This is a genomic window from Polaromonas sp. (genome assembly GCF_012927455.1).
GTDB lineage: Bacteria > Pseudomonadota > Gammaproteobacteria > Burkholderiales > Burkholderiaceae_C > Polaromonas.
The window spans coordinates 41,187-57,950 of record NZ_JABBPE010000018.1 but is presented as its reverse complement, the minus strand read 5'-3'; the positions used below and the strand labels follow the sequence as shown (position 1 = coordinate 57,950).

16 protein-coding genes and 1 tRNA gene are annotated in these 16,764 nt (G+C 58.5%); 8 read left to right on the top strand and 9 right to left on the bottom strand.

The window, feature by feature from the left end; all coding sequences use genetic code 11:
- Positions 1–24: 24 nt before the first annotated feature.
- From HHJ18_RS18690 to aroB, 3 genes are all read left to right on the top strand, one after another.
- Complete coding sequence (locus tag HHJ18_RS18690; RefSeq protein ID WP_296917678.1) at positions 25–1,656, top strand: Ig-like domain-containing protein; 1,632 nt, start codon at positions 25–27, stop codon at positions 1,654–1,656.
- A gap of 15 nt (positions 1,657–1,671) precedes the next feature.
- On the top strand, positions 1,672–2,256 hold the full coding sequence (locus HHJ18_RS18685) for a shikimate kinase (protein ID WP_296917676.1): 585 nt from the start codon (positions 1,672–1,674) through the stop codon (positions 2,254–2,256).
- A gap of 93 nt (positions 2,257–2,349) precedes the next feature.
- Entirely contained in the window at positions 2,350–3,459 is a 1,110-nt protein-coding gene (aroB, locus tag HHJ18_RS18680; protein WP_296917674.1) for a 3-dehydroquinate synthase, read from the top strand.
- Between the two features lie 165 nt (positions 3,460–3,624).
- On the opposite strand, the gene HHJ18_RS18675 is transcribed toward aroB, so the two are convergent.
- Positions 3,625–4,119 (bottom strand): thermonuclease family protein, encoded by a 495-nt coding sequence (locus HHJ18_RS18675; protein WP_296917672.1) that lies wholly within the window; start codon positions 4,117–4,119, stop codon positions 3,625–3,627.
- A gap of 455 nt (positions 4,120–4,574) precedes the next feature.
- Here HHJ18_RS18675 and HHJ18_RS18670 point away from each other — a divergent pair, with 455 nt between their 5' ends.
- From HHJ18_RS18670 to HHJ18_RS18655, 4 genes are all read left to right on the top strand, one after another.
- Entirely contained in the window at positions 4,575–4,778 is a 204-nt protein-coding gene (locus tag HHJ18_RS18670) for a hypothetical protein (protein WP_296917670.1), read from the top strand.
- A 43-nt stretch (positions 4,779–4,821) separates the two neighbouring features.
- A complete protein-coding gene (locus HHJ18_RS18665; protein WP_296917668.1) occupies positions 4,822–5,307 on the top strand; it encodes a BLUF domain-containing protein in 486 nt (161 codons plus the stop codon).
- Positions 5,308–5,605: 298 nt separating this feature from the next.
- Entirely contained in the window at positions 5,606–5,863 is a 258-nt protein-coding gene (locus tag HHJ18_RS18660) for a hypothetical protein (protein ID WP_296917666.1), read from the top strand.
- A 66-nt stretch (positions 5,864–5,929) separates the two neighbouring features.
- Positions 5,930–8,032 (top strand): Ig-like domain-containing protein, encoded by a 2,103-nt coding sequence (locus HHJ18_RS18655; protein ID WP_296917664.1) that lies wholly within the window; start codon positions 5,930–5,932, stop codon positions 8,030–8,032.
- A 1,047-nt stretch (positions 8,033–9,079) separates the two neighbouring features.
- Here HHJ18_RS18655 and HHJ18_RS18650 read toward each other — a convergent pair.
- Positions 9,080–9,325, bottom strand: a complete 246-nt coding sequence (locus HHJ18_RS18650; protein ID WP_296917663.1) for a hypothetical protein — start codon at positions 9,323–9,325, stop codon at positions 9,080–9,082.
- Between the two features lie 461 nt (positions 9,326–9,786).
- Between HHJ18_RS18650 and HHJ18_RS18645 the strand changes: the two genes are divergently transcribed.
- The gene (locus HHJ18_RS18645) at positions 9,787–10,425 is read left to right on the top strand and encodes an SOS response-associated peptidase family protein (protein ID WP_296917661.1); all 639 of its coding nucleotides are present in this window, start codon (positions 9,787–9,789) and stop codon (positions 10,423–10,425) included.
- Between the two features lie 183 nt (positions 10,426–10,608).
- Here the strand turns inward: HHJ18_RS18645 and HHJ18_RS18640 are convergent, their stop codons facing one another.
- The 7 genes from HHJ18_RS18640 to HHJ18_RS18610 form a co-directional block, all read right to left on the bottom strand.
- Positions 10,609–11,199, bottom strand: coding sequence for a hypothetical protein (locus HHJ18_RS18640; protein WP_296917659.1), 591 nt, complete (start codon positions 11,197–11,199; stop codon positions 10,609–10,611).
- A 96-nt stretch (positions 11,200–11,295) separates the two neighbouring features.
- Positions 11,296–11,703, bottom strand: a complete 408-nt coding sequence (locus tag HHJ18_RS18635; RefSeq protein ID WP_296917657.1) for a hypothetical protein — start codon at positions 11,701–11,703, stop codon at positions 11,296–11,298.
- 104 nt (positions 11,704–11,807) lie between these two features.
- Positions 11,808–14,264, bottom strand: coding sequence for a DUF3987 domain-containing protein (locus HHJ18_RS18630; RefSeq protein ID WP_296917655.1), 2,457 nt, complete (start codon positions 14,262–14,264; stop codon positions 11,808–11,810).
- Entirely contained in the window at positions 14,261–14,806 is a 546-nt protein-coding gene (locus HHJ18_RS18625) for a helix-turn-helix domain-containing protein (protein ID WP_296917653.1), read from the bottom strand. Before HHJ18_RS18625 ends, HHJ18_RS18630 begins: the two co-directional genes overlap by 4 nt.
- Positions 14,807–14,816: 10 nt before the next feature.
- Positions 14,817–15,116, bottom strand: a complete 300-nt coding sequence (locus HHJ18_RS18620; protein ID WP_296917651.1) for an AlpA family phage regulatory protein — start codon at positions 15,114–15,116, stop codon at positions 14,817–14,819.
- Between the two features lie 139 nt (positions 15,117–15,255).
- Entirely contained in the window at positions 15,256–16,482 is a 1,227-nt protein-coding gene (locus HHJ18_RS18615; RefSeq protein WP_296917649.1) for an integrase arm-type DNA-binding domain-containing protein, read from the bottom strand.
- A gap of 176 nt (positions 16,483–16,658) precedes the next feature.
- Positions 16,659–16,733: transfer RNA gene (locus tag HHJ18_RS18610), tRNA-Arg, on the bottom strand.
- Positions 16,734–16,764 lie beyond the last annotated feature (31 nt).

The following is a 16,764-nucleotide window of genomic DNA, read 5'->3' as shown; positions in this document are numbered from 1 at the left end:
ATCAGCAAGCGTTGAAAGATTGACATGAAGTTTTTGAAATACTTATCGGTTGGCGTGCTGGCTGTTGCTTTGGCGAGTTGTGGTGGGGGTGGAGGTAGTGCGGGTACGGTTCCTGGAGCAACGACTCCTGCTCCTGGAGCAACCACTCCGCCCGTTACCGGCAACACGGGAACGCTGGCTGTCGCGAGTTTCGTCTATCAGCTGGACAAGAACTCCCTTAACAACTCTGGTACAGACAAGGCGCTTTTGACCGTGACGGCATTGGATGCCAGCAACAACCCGGTGACTGGCGCTACTCTGTCGGTCGCGTTGGACTCCGGGATTTATACGCCGGTGTCTGCGACCACTGACATTGCCGGCCAAGGGTCCGGAAACATCTCCATTGGCGGCAACAAATCCAACCGCAATATTAAAGCCACATTGACGCTGAACGGCAAGACGACGGTCGTGACGATTCCGGTCACAGGAAGCCAGATTACCCTGACCCCGGTGCCTGCCACACCTGCGCCGGGCGGCGCGATGACTCTCACCGTCAAGGTGACCGACGTTAATGGAAATGGTATTTCGAACACGGCTGCCACGTTGGGCGGAACCCTCGGTTTTAGCCAGGTTTTGACGACTGATACCAACGGCAATGCGGTGGCCCAGCTCGGCGCTGCCCCGACTACGCCGAGCACTTATTCGATTGAGGTCACCGCGTCAGGCGTAACCGCACGCCGCGATGTTCAAGTCGTCAACGCGGGCGGCGGCGGTATTCCTGATGCAGTAGGTACCGTCAGTGCGGCAAGTTTGGCCATTGCACCCAACACCATCGCACCTAACAGCGCTGGCTCGACAAGCAACCGTGCAGGGCTCAGGGCGGTTTTTTTGAATGCCACTAATCAGCCGATCCAGAACGTGCGCGTCAGGTTCATCATCGTATCCCCGCAATTGGACCCTGCAGAGAGAATTTCCACTGACACGGCGATGGTCTACAGCGACGTAAGCGGCATAGCAGTGGCCGACTATATTGCGGGAACCCGATCAAGTCCGACCAATGGTGTGATCATTCGGGCATGCTATGGCAATACGGATGCAGATATTGCAGGTGGTGCTTGTGCCAACTCGAGGACCGCAACGATGACGGTTGCCAGCCAGCCGTTGTCAATTACGCTGGGCGACAACAACGAGTTGGCCAAAGGTGCCAACAACTTGACCTACATCAAGAAGTTCGACGTTGCCGTTGCGGATGCTGCGGGAAATGCCGTAACGAATGCACAAATTTCGGCCAGCGTGGACCTCAGGCGATATTTGAAAGGCACCTATGCCGGCTCACGTCTGAGTTGCGCCAACGAAGATACCAATCGCAATGGCACGCTGGATACTGGCGAGGACGCTGATGGGAATGGCGCTATCTCTCCGCGGAAGGCTGATGTGATTCTGTCTTTCGTGGGCGCCAACACGACGGGCACGAACGGTCGCGCAACTATTCAGGTCGAATACCCACAGAACGTCGCGACTTGGCTGGAGTATGCCGTCAAGGTCACTACAAGCGTGGCTGGGTCCGAGGGCACGGTGGAGAAGTTGTACGTGACTAGTTTCGTAATCGGTGATGACACGAACGGCTCATTCCTGACTCCCCCGTACGGTGTGAACGGCTGTGCGGTGCCGAATTGAGGATGATCTGAAGTCGTGAGCGGTATCGCCCTCATCGGCCTTCCCGGCTCCGGTAAATCCACCGTCGGGCGGCAACTCGCCCGGCGGCTACAGTTGCCTTTTCTTGACTCCGATCACGTCATCGAGGAACGCCTGGGTTGCTCCATCCGCGACTACTTTGAGCGAGAAGGGGAGGCCAGCTTCCGCGATGTCGAGGAGGCTGTGATTGATGAGCTGACTTCACTTGCGAATGGCGTGCTCTCAACCGGCGGTGGTTCCGTGCTGCGCCCGGCCAACCGCCAGCATCTGCGCGAACGTGGGCACGTTGTGTACCTGCGCTCTTCCCCCGACGAGCTGTTCCGCCGGCTTCGCCACGATGTCAATCGCCCCCTGCTGCAGGTGCCTGACCCGCTGGGCCGCCTGCGCGATTTGTACACCGTGCGCGACCCGCTATACCGTGAAACGGCGCACTTCGTGATCGAAACCGGCCGCCCCTCGGTGGCAACGCTGGTCAACATGATCGTGATGCAGCTTGAGCTGGCTGGCGTGCTGCCATTGCCGCCGATACCGCCCATACCGCCGGTACCCCAAACCCCGCCGCCACTCTCGCCTGGGTCCTGAGTTACGCGAACTGGCGCAGCAGCCGAGCCTCTTGGTGGGCAGGCACAAAGCGCCAGCCCGCGCCCGCAAGCGCTTCCTCTAAACTAGCGGCCTATGCAAGCATCCACCTCTCCACAGCGCGTCGATATTGATCTGGGCGAGCGCAGTTATCCCATCCTGATCGGCCCTTCGCTGCTGGGCGATGCGGCCACCTTTGCAGGGCTTCCGGCGGCCAGCACGGCGCTGATTGTCAGCAACGTCACCGTGGCGCCGCTGTATGCGAAGCGCCTGCAGGCTGCGCTGCAAGGGCGCTTCAAAACCATTCATGTGCTCACCCTGCCCGACGGCGAGGTCTACAAGGACTGGGCCACGCTGCAGCTGATTTTTGACGCAATGCTGCAACACGGCTGCGACCGAAAAACCGTGCTGTTCGCGCTGGGCGGTGGCGTGGTGGGCGACATGACGGGTTTTGCCGCCGCCAGTTATATGCGCGGCGTGCCTTTTGTGCAGGTGCCGACGACGCTGCTGGCGCAAGTCGATTCATCAGTGGGCGGCAAAACCGGCATCAACCATCCTTTGGGCAAGAACATGATTGGCGCGTTTTACCAGCCGCTGCAGGTCGTCTGCGACCTGGATGTGCTGACGACGCTGCCCGCGCGTGAACTGAGCGCCGGGCTCGCCGAAATCATCAAATACGGTCCGATTGCCGACATGGCATTTCTAGACTGGATAGAAGCCAACCTGGATGCGCTGCTGGCCAAGGAGCCCGCCGCGCTGGCGCACGCCATCCGCCGCAGTTGCGAGATCAAGGCTTCTGTCGTGGCGCAGGACGAGCGCGAATCGGGCCTGCGGGCCATTTTGAATTTCGGCCATACCTTCGGGCATGCCATCGAATCCGGGCTGGGCTATGGCGAGTGGCTGCACGGTGAGGGCGTGGGTTGCGGCATGGTGATGGCGGCGCAGCTGTCGCAGCGCCTGGGGCTGGTTGATCAACCCTTTGTCGAGCGTCTGACCCGGCTGATCCAGCGCGCCGGCCTGCCTGTTCGGGCGCCGCTGCTTTCGCCCACGGACAACGCCGGGCGCTACCTGGCGCTCATGCGTGTCGACAAGAAATCCGAAGCCGGGGAGATTCGCTTCGTGCTGATAACCGAACCGGGCAAGGCGGCGCTGCGCAGCGCGCCCGAGGCGCTGGTGCGCGCGGTCATCGATGGCTGCTGCGCCTGACCAACAAGCAGGACGTCCTTTAATTTGCTATGAAATAAATAGCTGCTTGTGCCCGTATTCATTGGGCTAGAGGCTTATTTGGCATGCAGACTCAGGAATAAGTCGCTTTTCCCCGCGGCTGGCGGCCAATTCAAGGCCATTTCACGCCAGCCGGCCCTGGCTGCGCTATCTGCGCCGTAGCGTCTCGACCGGGATGCCCCAGATGCCAATCCCCCTGGACTGGGCGATTTTCTCCAGCGTGCGGTATTCAAAAGGCGCGTCAGGCAGCGCCACGGCCCAGCCGCGCTGCAGCATCCATGCGCTCAGGTCTTCCTTGTCCACCGTGCAACTGGCCGTGATGCTGTCGTCAGGGTGGGTCACCCGGGGCAGGCAGTGTACGAAAGCGCCCGATATCTTGAAGTCCAGTGCCAGCGACGCCCGGGTTCCGCATGGCATAGGTCGGATGAAGGTGTTGCAGGTCTGATCGGTCGGGGGAATGTAAATACCGTAGAGCCGGACCAGCGAGCCCGAGATCCTCATCGAGCCGTCTTCCTGCACGTTAGCGAAGCTTGAAATCTCTGATTGCGCCTCTGCCCTCGGCAGGCTTGCCAGTGTGGCCCATACGGCCAATATGGCCAATATCGCGAACAAGATTTTGCGCATCTGCTTGCCGGTGTTCACTGGGTCGCCTCGCTGGGTGGATGTTAACTGTCGGAGGATTTATGTTAGCCGGTATTCACGGCGCAGGGGATGTCCTAGTCAATGCCCAAAATTAGCCACGGGCGGCCTCAAAACTGGTCCGCCCTGCCGCAGGGTATGCCGGCCTGGAAAAGTTGCTAAAAACAGGCTCTATGCCAATGAATACGGGCACAAGCTGCTATTAATAGCTAATGAAGGCGCTGACTCGGCACCGCCTGCAGTTTGAATGGCCCGAGGGCGCCGGCCTTGTCAGGGCGCTTTTTTCAGGGGGCGAGTTGAGCGTCTCCATCACAAAGGCTGGCACCGTTGGCGGTTTGGCGTCAGTTTGGTGCAAGCTCGTCAAACGTTGATAACTTTTCCACTGTCTTGCACAATGCCAAAAAAACAGCAGGCATTCATTTTTGCGGAACAAGGTACTTCAAGAAAGGGAAAGCAAAATGGTCGACGATCTTCACGAGATGGACGTGCGCGTGGTGGAGGCGCCTGGCATTCTTGATCTTGGCGTGCTGCTGACGGAAAACGCGTGGAGAGTTATAGGCGGTGCGCTGGTCGGCGCCATTCGGGCTTTCTTTTTGGCGCTGGTGCTCCGGCGAACCCACAAGAGCACGCCGCTCTTAAAGTTCACGGAAGCGGAAATGTAAAAATCACTATCACCGTGTAATTTGAGTTGCCACATAAAAGAATATGTCACAACTGACTCAGCTTGTTTATATCAGCCGCTCTAGCTTCGCCGGGCCGGAAAACTTCAAGGGCGGGATAGAGCCGCATGCTGGAAAAATCCTCTTCCAGTCTCGTGGAAATAACAGGAACAGCGGCCTGACCGGCGTCCTTTGTTTTGGAGATGGTTGCTTTATGCAATGCCTTGAAGGCGAGGAAGCGACACTAAACAATCTTCTTTTAAAGCTCAAAACGGATTCCCGGCATAGCCGCTTCACCGTGCTTTGGAAAAAACCAATCGAGACACGTTCTTTCGGGCGCTGGGAGATGAAGTTTGTGGCGGTCAAAGGCCCCATGATGAAATGGCTTGAGTCGCAGGGGTACGAGCGGTTTGACCCTTACCTGTTTGACGGGCAGATGGTTGATCGTGTGATGAATTTCCTGGGTTCCATTGAAGGTATGCGGAATTTTCAGGTCCCCGCAGTTGTCGGGCAGCAAGTAAAAAAAAGTTGAGCTTGTGCTCAGGGTTTGCTGATGCCGCCGGGCAGCGCTGTCCGTGCGCTTGGCATAGAGCTCGGCCAGTGGTCAGAGGCACCCAAAAAAATCTGAAGAAATTGATGGAAATAGGCTCTAGCACACGAAGAATAGGTGTTAGCTGCTATCAAAATCATAGTAATTCAGCGGGCTTCACCGCCCTCATTAAGAATACTCAAATAAGCGTCGAGTAACACTGGTTGCGGCGCTGGCCGGAGAGCCTGAGCGCAATGCCAGTGCAACCGGCGCTACCGGCGCTACCAGCGCGCCCAAGGCTTTGGAGCCAGTCAAGAAGGTGACACCGGCGCCCGGGGCGCATGGTGCGAAGGAGCCGCTCGCGCAACAGGTCCAGCACGCACGACACGCATTTGAAGGCGTGCGGATTGGCACGCCGGCGGGAGCTTCCGTCGAAGCTGTAAAAGGTTGGCAGGGTTGCATCGTCGAAAAAAGCGACCTGCTGATCCGTGACAAAAGTTACCTGGATAACGCGACGCTAAGTGCTGCAACGTACAAACATAATTTGCAGCAGAGCTAACACTACGCGGCTGCGTGTTTAAGTTTTGCTGTCCGAAGCCGCGCGTTACCTTTTAGGATCAATCCAATGAAAACATTCGAGTTCGACTATTCCAGGGGCCGGATATGGTTCATGGCTTTTCTGCTTACCGCTGTGACGGTGGTATGCGGCGCTACCGAGAGGGACGACGGCCGAGATCTTGGCAAGCGAGGCATCAAGAATCTGGCCTCGCCCAAGGTAAGTGCCGTCATACCACTCAATAGAGGTACCGGTGTTCCGGTTACGACGAAAATAATCTCGGTCGCGTTCAGTAAGGCGATGGATCCCGCTACGCTGACGCCGGCAAGCTTTACGCTGGCATGTCCTGCACGAACCGGTTTATCGGGAGCGATCAGCTACCTGGCAGCAGGCAACGTGGCGACCATGACACTTCCGGCCGCACACAATCTCCCGGCGGGTATTGAATGTACTGCGACGGTGACCTCCGCAGCCAAGGACAGCACCGGCACTGCACTGGCCAGAAACTTTGTGTGGAAATTTACAACGGGATTAACGGCAGACACTAGCGCCCCTTCCGTTAGTTCGACAGCTCCGGTTTCCGATGCCACCGGTGTGGAGCCCAACACACGGGTCACCGCCAGCTTCAGTGAGGCAATGGATCCGCACACCATCACAGCCGCTAATTTTGCACTCGCATGCCCTGCCGGCACGCCTGTCGCAGGCGACGTGAGCTACGCCGTGAGCGGCAATGCGGCGATCTTTGCGCCAGCGAGCGTTCTCCCGGCCAACACCACCTGTACCGCCACTATTTCCAAGGGCGTCAAGGATGCAGTCGGTAATGCACTTGCCAGCGCTTTCGTCTGGAGCTTTGCAACCGGAGCGGCCAAAGACACCACCGCACCTACCGTGACCTCCACAGTTCCTGCGAATTTGGCCACGGGCGTAGCGCTAGGCGGGAACATCGCTGCCACCTTTAGCAAGGCGATGAACCCTTCAAGCATTACCACCGCGACTATGACCTTAAAGCAGGGCGTCACCCCGGTTACGGGCACCGTGACCTTCGCTGGAACCACCGCGACCTTCAACCCGACCGACAATCTCGCAGCGAATTCCACCTATACGGCCACCATGGTTGGCGGCGCCAGCGGGTCCAAAGACCTGGCAGGCAACGCGCTCGCAAGCGACTTCACTTGGACCTTCACGACCGGAGTGAGCGCAGACCTTACAGCGCCAACGGTGACTTCCACAGTCCCTGTGCATTTGGCCACTGGCGTGCCTGTCAACCAGAATATCAACGCCAGTTTCAGCGAGCCGATGAATCCTTTGAGCATTACCCGCAGGACGTTTACCCTAACGCAAGGAATGACGCCGGTTGCAGGCTTGGTGAGCTACGTGGGGACCACCGCGACCTTCAACCCGACGGCCAATCTTGCGGCCAACACCACCTACACGGCTGCAATTGTTGGCGGCGCCAGAGGGGCCAAAGACCTGGCGGGCAATCCACTGGCAAGTGGCACTGCACCGAATCCATGGACCTTTACAACAGGCGCTTCAGCGCTGCCAGCCCCAGGCCCAGCGCTGGTGAACCTTGATTGCGCCGCCAGCTTCGCGGTGCTGGCAGGCTCCACTGTTACCAACACGGGTCCTACCATCGTTAATGGCGATCTTGGTTTGAGCCCGGGCTCCGCCGTAACCGGGTTTCCGCCGGGAACGGTAGTTGGGGGGGCGATACACGTCAACGACACCCTTGCAAACGCCGCCAAGCTTTGCTTGACGACCGCGTACAACGCCGCCGCCGGGCGCACCACAGCCCCGATCACCGTGTCCGGCAACATCGGCGGCCAAACCCTCGCCCCCGGCCTCTACAAATCCACCTCCACGCTGGCGATCTCGTCAGGCGATCTCACGCTTGCAGGTCCTGCTGACGGAGTCTGGATCTTCCAGGTGGCATCCACGCTAACCACCACCGCCGGTCGCCGGATTATCCTGACTGGCGGCGCCCAGGCTAAAAATGTCTTCTGGCAGGTCGGTACGTCGGCGACTTTGGGAACCACCTCTGTCTTCCAGGGCAACATCCTGGCTGACCAGTCGATCACGCTAAATACCGGCGCGGTTTCGAACGGCAGAGCATTGACGCGGATTGGTGCAGTGACACTGGACAGCAGTATCGTTACAAGGCCTGCACCCTAGGCCTGCGGCAATCGGCGTGATCGCGCTCCGGGCGCGGGGTGCGATCAGCTGCGCTGGGCGGCTGCCGAGTTCTTTGGTCATTCAGGGCTGTAGCCAATCTAGGACGGGCGCGAGCAGCTATCAAAATGATAGTATTTATGCGCCCGAAAAGCGCTACAGCGCTGGTACAAATACTGCTGAAACCCGACAAATGCCCGTCTGATCTGCTCCGGGCTTTTGAGATGACCTGCACCATGGCTCTGCCCAGCTTTCCCAGCGGTAGGCGTCGTCAAGAATGGCGTTGTACTTTTTGCCGTCCAGCGCGTGCTCCATGGCCTTGTCGGTTTCGAGCGCTTCGAGGTATTTGAGAAACAGCAGCCAGGATGACTGCTCGGTGTAGTCGGGTTAGCTGTTGCAGCCGGCGTCCTTGTGCAGGATGTCGTCGATATTCTTGAAGGTCTGTTCGAACATGCGCTGATTCTTCTTCTGGTGCGGGAGGCAAGAAAACACCCGTCTTCAACCACTGGAAATAATCGGGGCGGAATTTGGCGCCGCCGGAGTGCAAGGCGGTCCGAAACCTTTTTTTTGATGGTCTTTTAGGCCTCTAGACCATATGCCACGGGCGCAAGCAGCTATTAAAATAATACCAAATGACCAACAGGAACCAAAAATTAGGCTGTAACCCGCATGAATGCTGGTTTATTGATTTGTGATTTCGAAAAATACCGCCAAAAGTACCGTCAAAACTTTTTGTGTCTCGTTAGTAACAATGTACAAAGGGTCGTACCGCTGTGTGTCTCGCGCACGCGCACGACGGCGTTTTGTGCGTTAGCGTTGAATCAAAGGGAACTGCCGGTTTCCCGGAAGTCGAAGTGCCAGACTTGTTGCCCGCCCCAGACTGCAGATTTCTCGGCCACGCGTTGTACAGCCGGTCAGCGCTTACGGGTACCCGTCGGCACGTTTGAAGCGCCACCAGATGTTCTTGCCCGTCAGAGTGCCTCAATAAGGCTTGTCAAAATCTTTGGCCGGTATCAAGCGCTGGCCCTTGGCCCGAGGTCGCCGGCAACTTCACGTCGTGATCATGCCGCTTGAGCGGCAATTGTTAATGCTCATGCGCTTGCCGTCCGAGCGGGTCGGGCTCATTGTTTTGGAGGCGTCAGGGATCAGCGCCCATTGCCCGACTTGCGCCTGACCGCAGGCCACATACACACCTTGACTGAGCGGACCCCGGGCCAGCTTGTAAAACTGTAGCGGCAGTTCCACCTGAAAGTGGCTGGATATGTCCTGGGGCTCGGCGTCCTGCAGCAGTTGCACATGGAACTGTTTTAGCGCGGGTTGCGGGCAACGTTTTGCAAGATGCTTGGGCAATGCAAGCGGACTTTTGCGAACCTGAGGCGAGCCAGATCCGTGTGGACTGACGTAATGCTTGTGATTTTTTGGTGCTGGACGTTAACTGAGTGATTGATGAAACCGAATTACCCAGCGCGCGTCAACTTGGGTGCGAGTCTTTCAATCGGTGCCTCTTGAACATGGCGACCAGCACGCTTACAAATCCAGGCAAAGCGCGGTACACCCTGCAAGCCTAACTTGTACATTTGCTGTCCCGGAAAACTCATGTTCTTAACCTAAGAGCAGTCCTACAACGATGTTGGCAAGCGCCGTACCTTTGTGTTGCGCGGTTTTCTAAATACTTTGGGAAGAGACCGCGTTGCAACTGCAATGTGCGCTGTGATGAAAGCAGACTTGTTGGTTTAGTTCCTTTTTTAGGAGACTTCATGTGCAGCCGTTTTCAGTCCGTAACCGACGCAGTAGCATTCAAAAGCTCATTTGGCATCGCTATGCCTCTACGCGAGCAGCACAAGAATGTTCTTGCAGGCACAGAAGGCGTTTTTATAAAAAAACCAACTGGTTCATCTTCTCAAGACGGCGACTCCCTTAAAAAAAATGTGGGTTTTGGTTTTTTCGGCTTGTCACCAGAGTGGGTCGACATAACTTCAGACCACGCCACGTACAACACTCCTTATGAGGCCATCCATAAAAGTGTTGTTTTTGCCCAAGCTTGGGACACCGGTAAGCGCTGCATTATTCCCGCAAGTGCAATCTTCGAACCAGACTTGAAAAGCGGACGAATACAGGAAGCTTGTATTTCTCGGGTAGACGGAACCCCTTTAGGCATCGCAGGAATTTGGTGGTCAATTCCTTCGCCTGACGGCAGATCTGTTCAGTGTTTCACGATGTTGACTGTCGACGCCGAAGACTACCCACTCATGCAGTCTCTATTGATGCCAAATGACGAAAAAAGAATGGTTGTAATTCTGGATCAAGATGATTACATCAACTGGTTAGAGGCAGACGTGAGCGAAGTGGCAAAATTTGTGCAGCTGTACCCTGCTACCCAACTCCAAATCACGTAACAAAAATGAATCTTGCGATAGGGAATGCTTGCGTCAAACTTCCTAACCGCTTTCGCTACAAAAATCAGCTTTTACAATCCGATGCTTTTGTGCTGCGGCCGTATTACCTCATTCATTTCACTAATAGCCTTGCGTAGCATTAGCCAATGGCCGCCCGTCCAAGAGTTGCGCGCCACAGCAGCTCTACCCTCTGCGCTTTTTGGCCCGGTGGACTGATTCCACGGTTTCCACCGCCTGATAGCTTCGCTCTGCTTTTTGCGCCGCTCTGGTGTCCATCCTTTGCCGTTGTTGCCCATGATTCGCATCCAATAGTTTGTTTTGCTCGGGTTCGATTTCTTTTCCGTGCGCGCACGCGCGCGCGTTTTGCGGGGTAGACCCGTTGGGCGCATCGCCGTTGTTCACCTGTTGCGGCCCCTGCGCAATGTTTGTCTGTTTCACAAACATGGCTTGCCGTGGGTGCTTCAGGTTCACCAGCGCCGATATGGTCGCCCGGCTTTGCGCCTGCGCTTTCAGGGCCAGCCCTAGGAAAGTTTGATATTGCGGCAAACGATCCTGAGTGCTCGCACGCCGTGCCAGGCTGGTGAAAATGGTTTGCAATGCCGTGGCCTGACCAAGCAGCATGGCCTCCAGGTTGTGCAGGTCGCCGCCCTTGACTTCGGTGAAGGTGTTGCGCAACCGCTCGATCAAACCGCCCATGTCGGTATCTTTTCCCATCACGTTGCCTTGATAGGCTTCGATCACCGCCGCACCGTTGACCGATGGCAGCAAGGCCATGCGCGCCTTGTCCGCTGTGGTCGGTGCAGGCGGCTTTGGGGCCTCAGGTTTTCTTAGGTTTTTTGAGGTTTTTTTAACCGTTGCCATGCTGGCCTTTCAAAGTTGCGCCGCGAAGCTGTCGCAGCGTTGCAGGACTGTAGAAACGGGCTCAATGGGCTTGCCGCCGGTGGTGACGGCTTTGCATAGTCCGTTGCGCGCCAGGTGAACGCACTCCAGGCATAGCCGCCGCTCGTCTGCTTCACGGTCCCGCGTCACCAGCTTGTCCGCCAGTGCTTCGCCGTCGATCAGTGATAGCCCCTTGTCGGTGAAGCGCGCCAGCCGCGCCGCGAAGGTGTCAATCTCCCGGCCTGTCATGGCTTGGCTGTGTGGCCATGCCCAGCGGTCTAGGTCGGCAATTAACGCCGCTGGGCTGACAACCTGCGTGGAAACCTCGCTACTGGCAACTAGCGCCAACACTTGCGCCGCATCGTTCGCTGCCGGTGAATCACGCCCTGCTTTTTGCATGGGGGCCATCCCCGGGGCTACAGAAACTACAGAAACCCTTTTTGTAGTTTTTGTAGCGTCCTTTTCGGGGGCTGTATCAATTTTCTTGAGTCGTGCCAGCCACGTCATGCCGTGCCCCTTGCCATCGGATTGGTGGTGTAGCGGTCGCTGGGTCTGCCCCGGCCCAATGCGTCGCCAGACTGCACCACGTCCCGTCGCAGCCAGTCGTAATCAGCCAGCACCTCCGCTGCCTTGCGCACGGCGTCCGGCGTGCCCAGCCCGGCCCAATGCTTCAAGGCCATCAGCCGGGGCGTGAAGCTGTCCAACATCACGCCGTCCCTGTCCACCAGCTTGCCCGCCTTGATTCTGGACAGCAGCGTCACCGCGTCCGTGGTCTCAGGCGTCACCGCTGCCGCGTACAGCCGGTTTGCGTGGGTGCGCAGGTAGTCGCCAAAAGACAGCGCCCGGATCAGCTCGCGTTCATGGATCAGGCCGCCGCTGTCCGGCGTGTCGATCAAGGCAAACACCAGCGCTAGCGCCGGAATCAGCTTGCGGTATTTGGACAGGTGCGAAACCATCGCCGGGTGCAAGTCATCGCCGCGAATCTCGGTTTCAAAGGGAACCAGCCACTCGACAAACAAGGCTTGCGCAGCATCATCAAAGCGCCAGACCTGCGGGTCGGTGTCGTTGGCTGGCTGCAGTTCTGCAAGGCGTTCAAACACCGCCCAGGCGGTTTGCTTCGCGGGCGTGTCAGGCCATTGGTCAACATGCACAAACTCCCCGGTGATGTCAGGCCAAACAGCCAACCCGAAGCGCTGCAACAGCCCGTCATCAGCGCTGCCACCGGCCACCGCACCGCGCACATATTCCTGAATGCGGCCCGGCTGAATGCCGCCAATCATCGCCAGGCAGACGCGCGGAATATGCACCGTCCCGCGTCCAATGCGGTCAAAGGTGTAGCCCTGATTGCCGTCATAGCTTTGCAGGTAAAACGCCCTCGATCCCTCTTGTCCTTGCTTGTCCAGTCCGGTCAGCAGCCCGTACAGTTCATCCCGATAGCTCAAGGTGCCCCAGGGGTTTTGCTGCATCAGCTCGCCCAGCTTTTCCACTGTGGCATCGTTGACGATATAGCGCCGCGCCACGGGTTCCGCCGGGGTGTCCACTGGCTCAAGCAAGGCACGCGCCGCCGCCGGGTCTTTGCCTGCCAGCCCCTTGGCTTTTTTCTCGTTCGCATCGTCCTGCATCGCCATGACCTTGCAGTCCAGAGCCCAGGCATCGTGTTCGAGTTGCCAGCGTTCAAACTCGTCAGCTTGCAGCCGGTTCAATGGCTTCAATGCTTCACTGAGCGCCGGGGACTTTTTCACGCCCGGCCTGCCGACTACCGCGCCCCACAGATTCGGCACAACCTGCCAGTCGTCCCGCGCCTTGGGTTGCACCACGGCACGCGCACCAATCAGGCTGCTCAAGGCCACCAGCGCCGCCACCGCCGGAAAGTCCGCCGGGCATTGCATCCGGTGCGCAATGTCCATCACCCAGGCGCGCAATGCCACGGGCAATAGCTCTGCGTCGAACGGGTCCACCGGGGGCAAGGCGTTGGGCAACGGCGTGGGCTCTGCCCATGCATCATTTATGCCTGTAGCCCAATCGGGACGAGCGCAAGCAGCTATCGAATTAATAGCGCCATCAATGCACGCCTTCACCGCATCTGCCCCGGCCAGCAGGTAGAGGTCGTTAAAGTCGGTCGCCTTGTCAGGTCTGCCGTCCTCCGATGTGGGGAATACGGGCACAGCGAGCACCCCGCCGACTGCCAGCGCCGCCGCCGTGGCTTTACTCATGCCCGGATTGCCGTCTGTCAGGTGGTCATCATCGGCTGCAATGATGATTTTCAGCGCCGGGTACTTGGCACGCAAGGCCAGCGCCACGGCGTGCAGGTTGCCCGCGTTGAAGGCCACCGCCACCGCGTGCCCGGTTGCTTCATGAATGCTTGCGCCGGTCGCGTAGCCCTCGCAGACGATCAGCACGCCCGCCGGCTTGCCTATCGAGTGGTAGCAGCCCTTCACGCGCCCGCCGGGGTGAAAGCGCTTGTCACCATCGGGCGCAATGGTTTGCAGGCTGTGCAGCGTGCCTGCCGTGTCGCGCAGGGGGATCAGCAGCTTGTCCGCAAACATGCGCAGGCCGTGGGTCTGTACGCCCTTGCTGCTCAGGTACGGATGCGCTGTCACCGCATCGGCTTGGCCCCACAATGCCGCCGCTGTCTGGCTGGCCTGTAGCTGGGTTGCCAGCAGGTCGGCTTCGCGCTGCGCCTGCATAGCCTTGACGCGCTGCCGGTGGTCGGACAGTTCTGCCGCCGTCATGGTGCTATCTGACTTGGCGCACCAGCTCGATTGCAGGCCAGTGCGCCAGCAGCCAAACGCGCCAGCAGCTGTGCCGTCGGTGTGCGCTATGTACCAGCCCGAATCATCACCGCGCCTGCCGTTGGTACTGAAGCGGTGGATTGCGCCGTCTGCGCTGATGCTGTCCGGCGGGCTCAAGCCAGCCGCTGCAATCGCGGATACGAACTGCTCAGCAAGGTCGCCGCTCATGCTACGGCCCCCGCGTTCGGCCGCAGGGTGTAGACCCCGACACGGTGGCGTTCACCGGCCTCCGTAATGACGGTCTGCCAGTGCGTATCAATCGCGTCGCCTGCATTGCGCAGTTGCATCACCCGCGCCCGGGGGTCGTACACGTCTAGGTAACGCATGGCCTCAAACGTGGTGATGCTGAACCGGCTCAGTGCATTCCGAATGCGGGCGCATTGAACCTCGCTGCTCACGCCCGGGTGAAGATCCCGCAGCAGGTGCAGCGCTTTGATTTTGTCGGGCTCGCTCATGGTTTGCCCCCGATCTGCGCCAGGAAGTGCGCCGCCGCCTGCAGATCGGGCAGGGCACGCGACAAGCCCCAGCGCCCCGCCGTCTGCCAGGTCGCTGCGTGTCAGGGTGTGACCTGCCAGGGCAAAGCGTGCGGCCAGTGCAGCAAAGCGCTTGCCGGTGTCATCCGCAGCCGCTACGATCCGGCGGTCTGTGTGGCCTGCCGGGTAGTTTGCGCTCCCGGTGGGCTTTTCTTTTGGGGTGGTGTCTGTGTGCATGACCGCCCCTTTACACCGTGGCCTGTGCCAGCATCCACGCCCGCACTTCACCGACATTGAACGCGGTGACCCTTTGTGAAAGTTTGGTCGGTTTTGGGAACGTGCCCGCCTTCACCTTGCGCCACAGCGTCGGCGCAGAAAAGGGCAGGGGGGCTGGGGTGTCTGGCCTTTTGGGGCTTTGCACCAATTGGGCTTCTCGAATGAATGCGCTGTTTGGCAGTGCGTCGAAAATCGATTGATGGATGGTTGCCTTTTGCGCCGGGATGCTGGATGCAATGGGCGTTGTATGGGTTGTGATTTTGTTTGACATTGCGTGAATCCTTTTGAGTAAGGCTTCAATGTCGCTTTTGAGCTTGACGGATTCCCGGCAATCTAACTCAACAAAATGGCCCGCCGCTTTCCACCATCGGGATCAGCCGATAGCTAGGCGTGGCTTAAAACAGTCTTTTTTACTTTGCCGCTGGGCGAAGCTGGATCACGTCGGCACCGATGCGCAGCTTGTCCAGGTAGTCCGCCCAGGTCTGCATCATCACGCGCCGGGCTGGCAGGTGTGCGGTGCGGTTGTAGGCCCGGCCGTTGGCATCCTTCACCGTGTGGGCTAATTGGTGCTCTATCAGGTCCACCCGCTCGCCAAGCACTTCATCCAGGATGGTTCTGGCCGTGGCCCGGAACCCGTGGGCGGTGTGAACCTCTTTGCTGTAGCCCATGGCCCGCACAGCGCCGTTTATCGTGTTTTCGCTCATGGGCCGTTCACCCGTGCGCAAGCTGGGGAACACGTAGCGTCCGTGGCCGGTAAGGGGCTGCACGCTGCGCAACAACGCCACCGCCTGCGTGCAAAGTGGCACAAGGTGTTCTGTCTTCATTTTCATTTTGCTGCCGGGAATGCGCCACTCTGCCGCATCCAGGTCCAGTTCTGCCCATTCCATCGTGCGCAGTTCGCCCGGCCGAACAAAAACCAAAGGCGTCAATTTGAGCGCTGCCAGCGTAGTGGGGTGCCCGGTGTAGGCGAATATCGAGCGCATCAGGTCACCTACCTGCTTGGGTTCTGTGATCGCTGCATGGTGCTTTTGCGTTTTCGTTACCAGGGCTTCGCGTAGATCAGTGGTCACGTCCCTTTCTGCCAGCCCCGTCACGACTGCGTAGCGGAACACCTGCCCGCAAAGCTGCTTGAGCCGGTGGGCCGTGTCAATAGCGCCGCGTGCCTCGACCTTGCCTACTACCTTGTCCAGCACGTCACGCGGCCCAATGGTGGAGATAGGCATATTGCCAATGAAGGGGAAAGCGTCTTTTTCTAACCAGGTGGCCACCTTCAAGTGGGTGATGGCCGCCCGCTTGGCTTTGGTCTTGATCAGCCAGTCCCGGGCCACGGCTTCAAAGGTGTTTGCCGCCGCGTCTGCTTTGGCCTGTTTATCCTCTTGCTTGGCTGTGCTGGGGTCTATGCCGTCTGCCAGCAGTTCACGCGCCTTGTCGCGCCGCTGGCGGGCTTTCAGTAGCGATACCGCCGGATACACGCCGAGCGCCAGCGTTTTTTGCTTGCCCGCAAAGCGGTAGTTCATGCGCCAGTACTTCCCGGCCTCCTTGACGTTCAGATACAAGCCCAGCCCATCGGCGTGTTTTTGGCCAGCAGCCCCCGGGCCGGGCTTGATGTTCTTCACGAAGGTGTCTGTCAGCGCCATGATCTGCCCTTTTGTTGGTATCTCGGTTGCTGGTATTTCTGGATACCATCATGAATACCATGATTTTGATGGTATTTCATGTTGGCCGGTGAAACCGCGTGAGACAACAAAAAAACCCGCTATGCCAGTAAACATGCGGGTTTTGAGAGGTTCTGACATGATCTGATTTGATCAAATGGTGCCACCAACAGGAATCGAACCTGTATCTAGCGCTTAGGAGGCACTCGTTCTATCCGTTGAACTATGGCGGCGGGCGTCGCAGTGGCTGCGAGGAGTGGGAAT

What these genes read in the sequence shown, in the direction of transcription:
- HHJ18_RS18655 (WP_296917664.1), top strand. Translation starts at nt 5,930, where the DNA reads ATGAAAACATTCGAGTTCGACTATTCCAGGGGCCGGATATGGTTCATG.
- HHJ18_RS18690 (WP_296917678.1), top strand. Translation starts at nt 25, where the DNA reads ATGAAGTTTTTGAAATACTTATCGGTTGGCGTGCTGGCTGTTGCTTTG.
- HHJ18_RS18665 (WP_296917668.1), top strand. Translation starts at nt 4,822, where the DNA reads ATGTCACAACTGACTCAGCTTGTTTATATCAGCCGCTCTAGCTTCGCC.
- HHJ18_RS18630 (WP_296917655.1), bottom strand. Translation starts at nt 14,264, where the DNA reads ATGAGCGGCGACCTTGCTGAGCAGTTCGTATCCGCGATTGCAGCGGCT.
- HHJ18_RS18635 (WP_296917657.1), bottom strand. Translation starts at nt 11,703, where the DNA reads ATGCAAAAAGCAGGGCGTGATTCACCGGCAGCGAACGATGCGGCGCAA.
- HHJ18_RS18620 (WP_296917651.1), bottom strand. Translation starts at nt 15,116, where the DNA reads ATGTCAAACAAAATCACAACCCATACAACGCCCATTGCATCCAGCATC.
- HHJ18_RS18645 (WP_296917661.1), top strand. Translation starts at nt 9,787, where the DNA reads ATGTGCAGCCGTTTTCAGTCCGTAACCGACGCAGTAGCATTCAAAAGC.
- HHJ18_RS18615 (WP_296917649.1), bottom strand. Translation starts at nt 16,482, where the DNA reads ATGGCGCTGACAGACACCTTCGTGAAGAACATCAAGCCCGGCCCGGGG.
- HHJ18_RS18670 (WP_296917670.1), top strand. Translation starts at nt 4,575, where the DNA reads ATGGTCGACGATCTTCACGAGATGGACGTGCGCGTGGTGGAGGCGCCT.
- HHJ18_RS18640 (WP_296917659.1), bottom strand. Translation starts at nt 11,199, where the DNA reads ATGGCCTTGCTGCCATCGGTCAACGGTGCGGCGGTGATCGAAGCCTAT.
- HHJ18_RS18625 (WP_296917653.1), bottom strand. Translation starts at nt 14,806, where the DNA reads ATGCACACAGACACCACCCCAAAAGAAAAGCCCACCGGGAGCGCAAAC.
- aroB (WP_296917674.1), top strand. Translation starts at nt 2,350, where the DNA reads ATGCAAGCATCCACCTCTCCACAGCGCGTCGATATTGATCTGGGCGAG.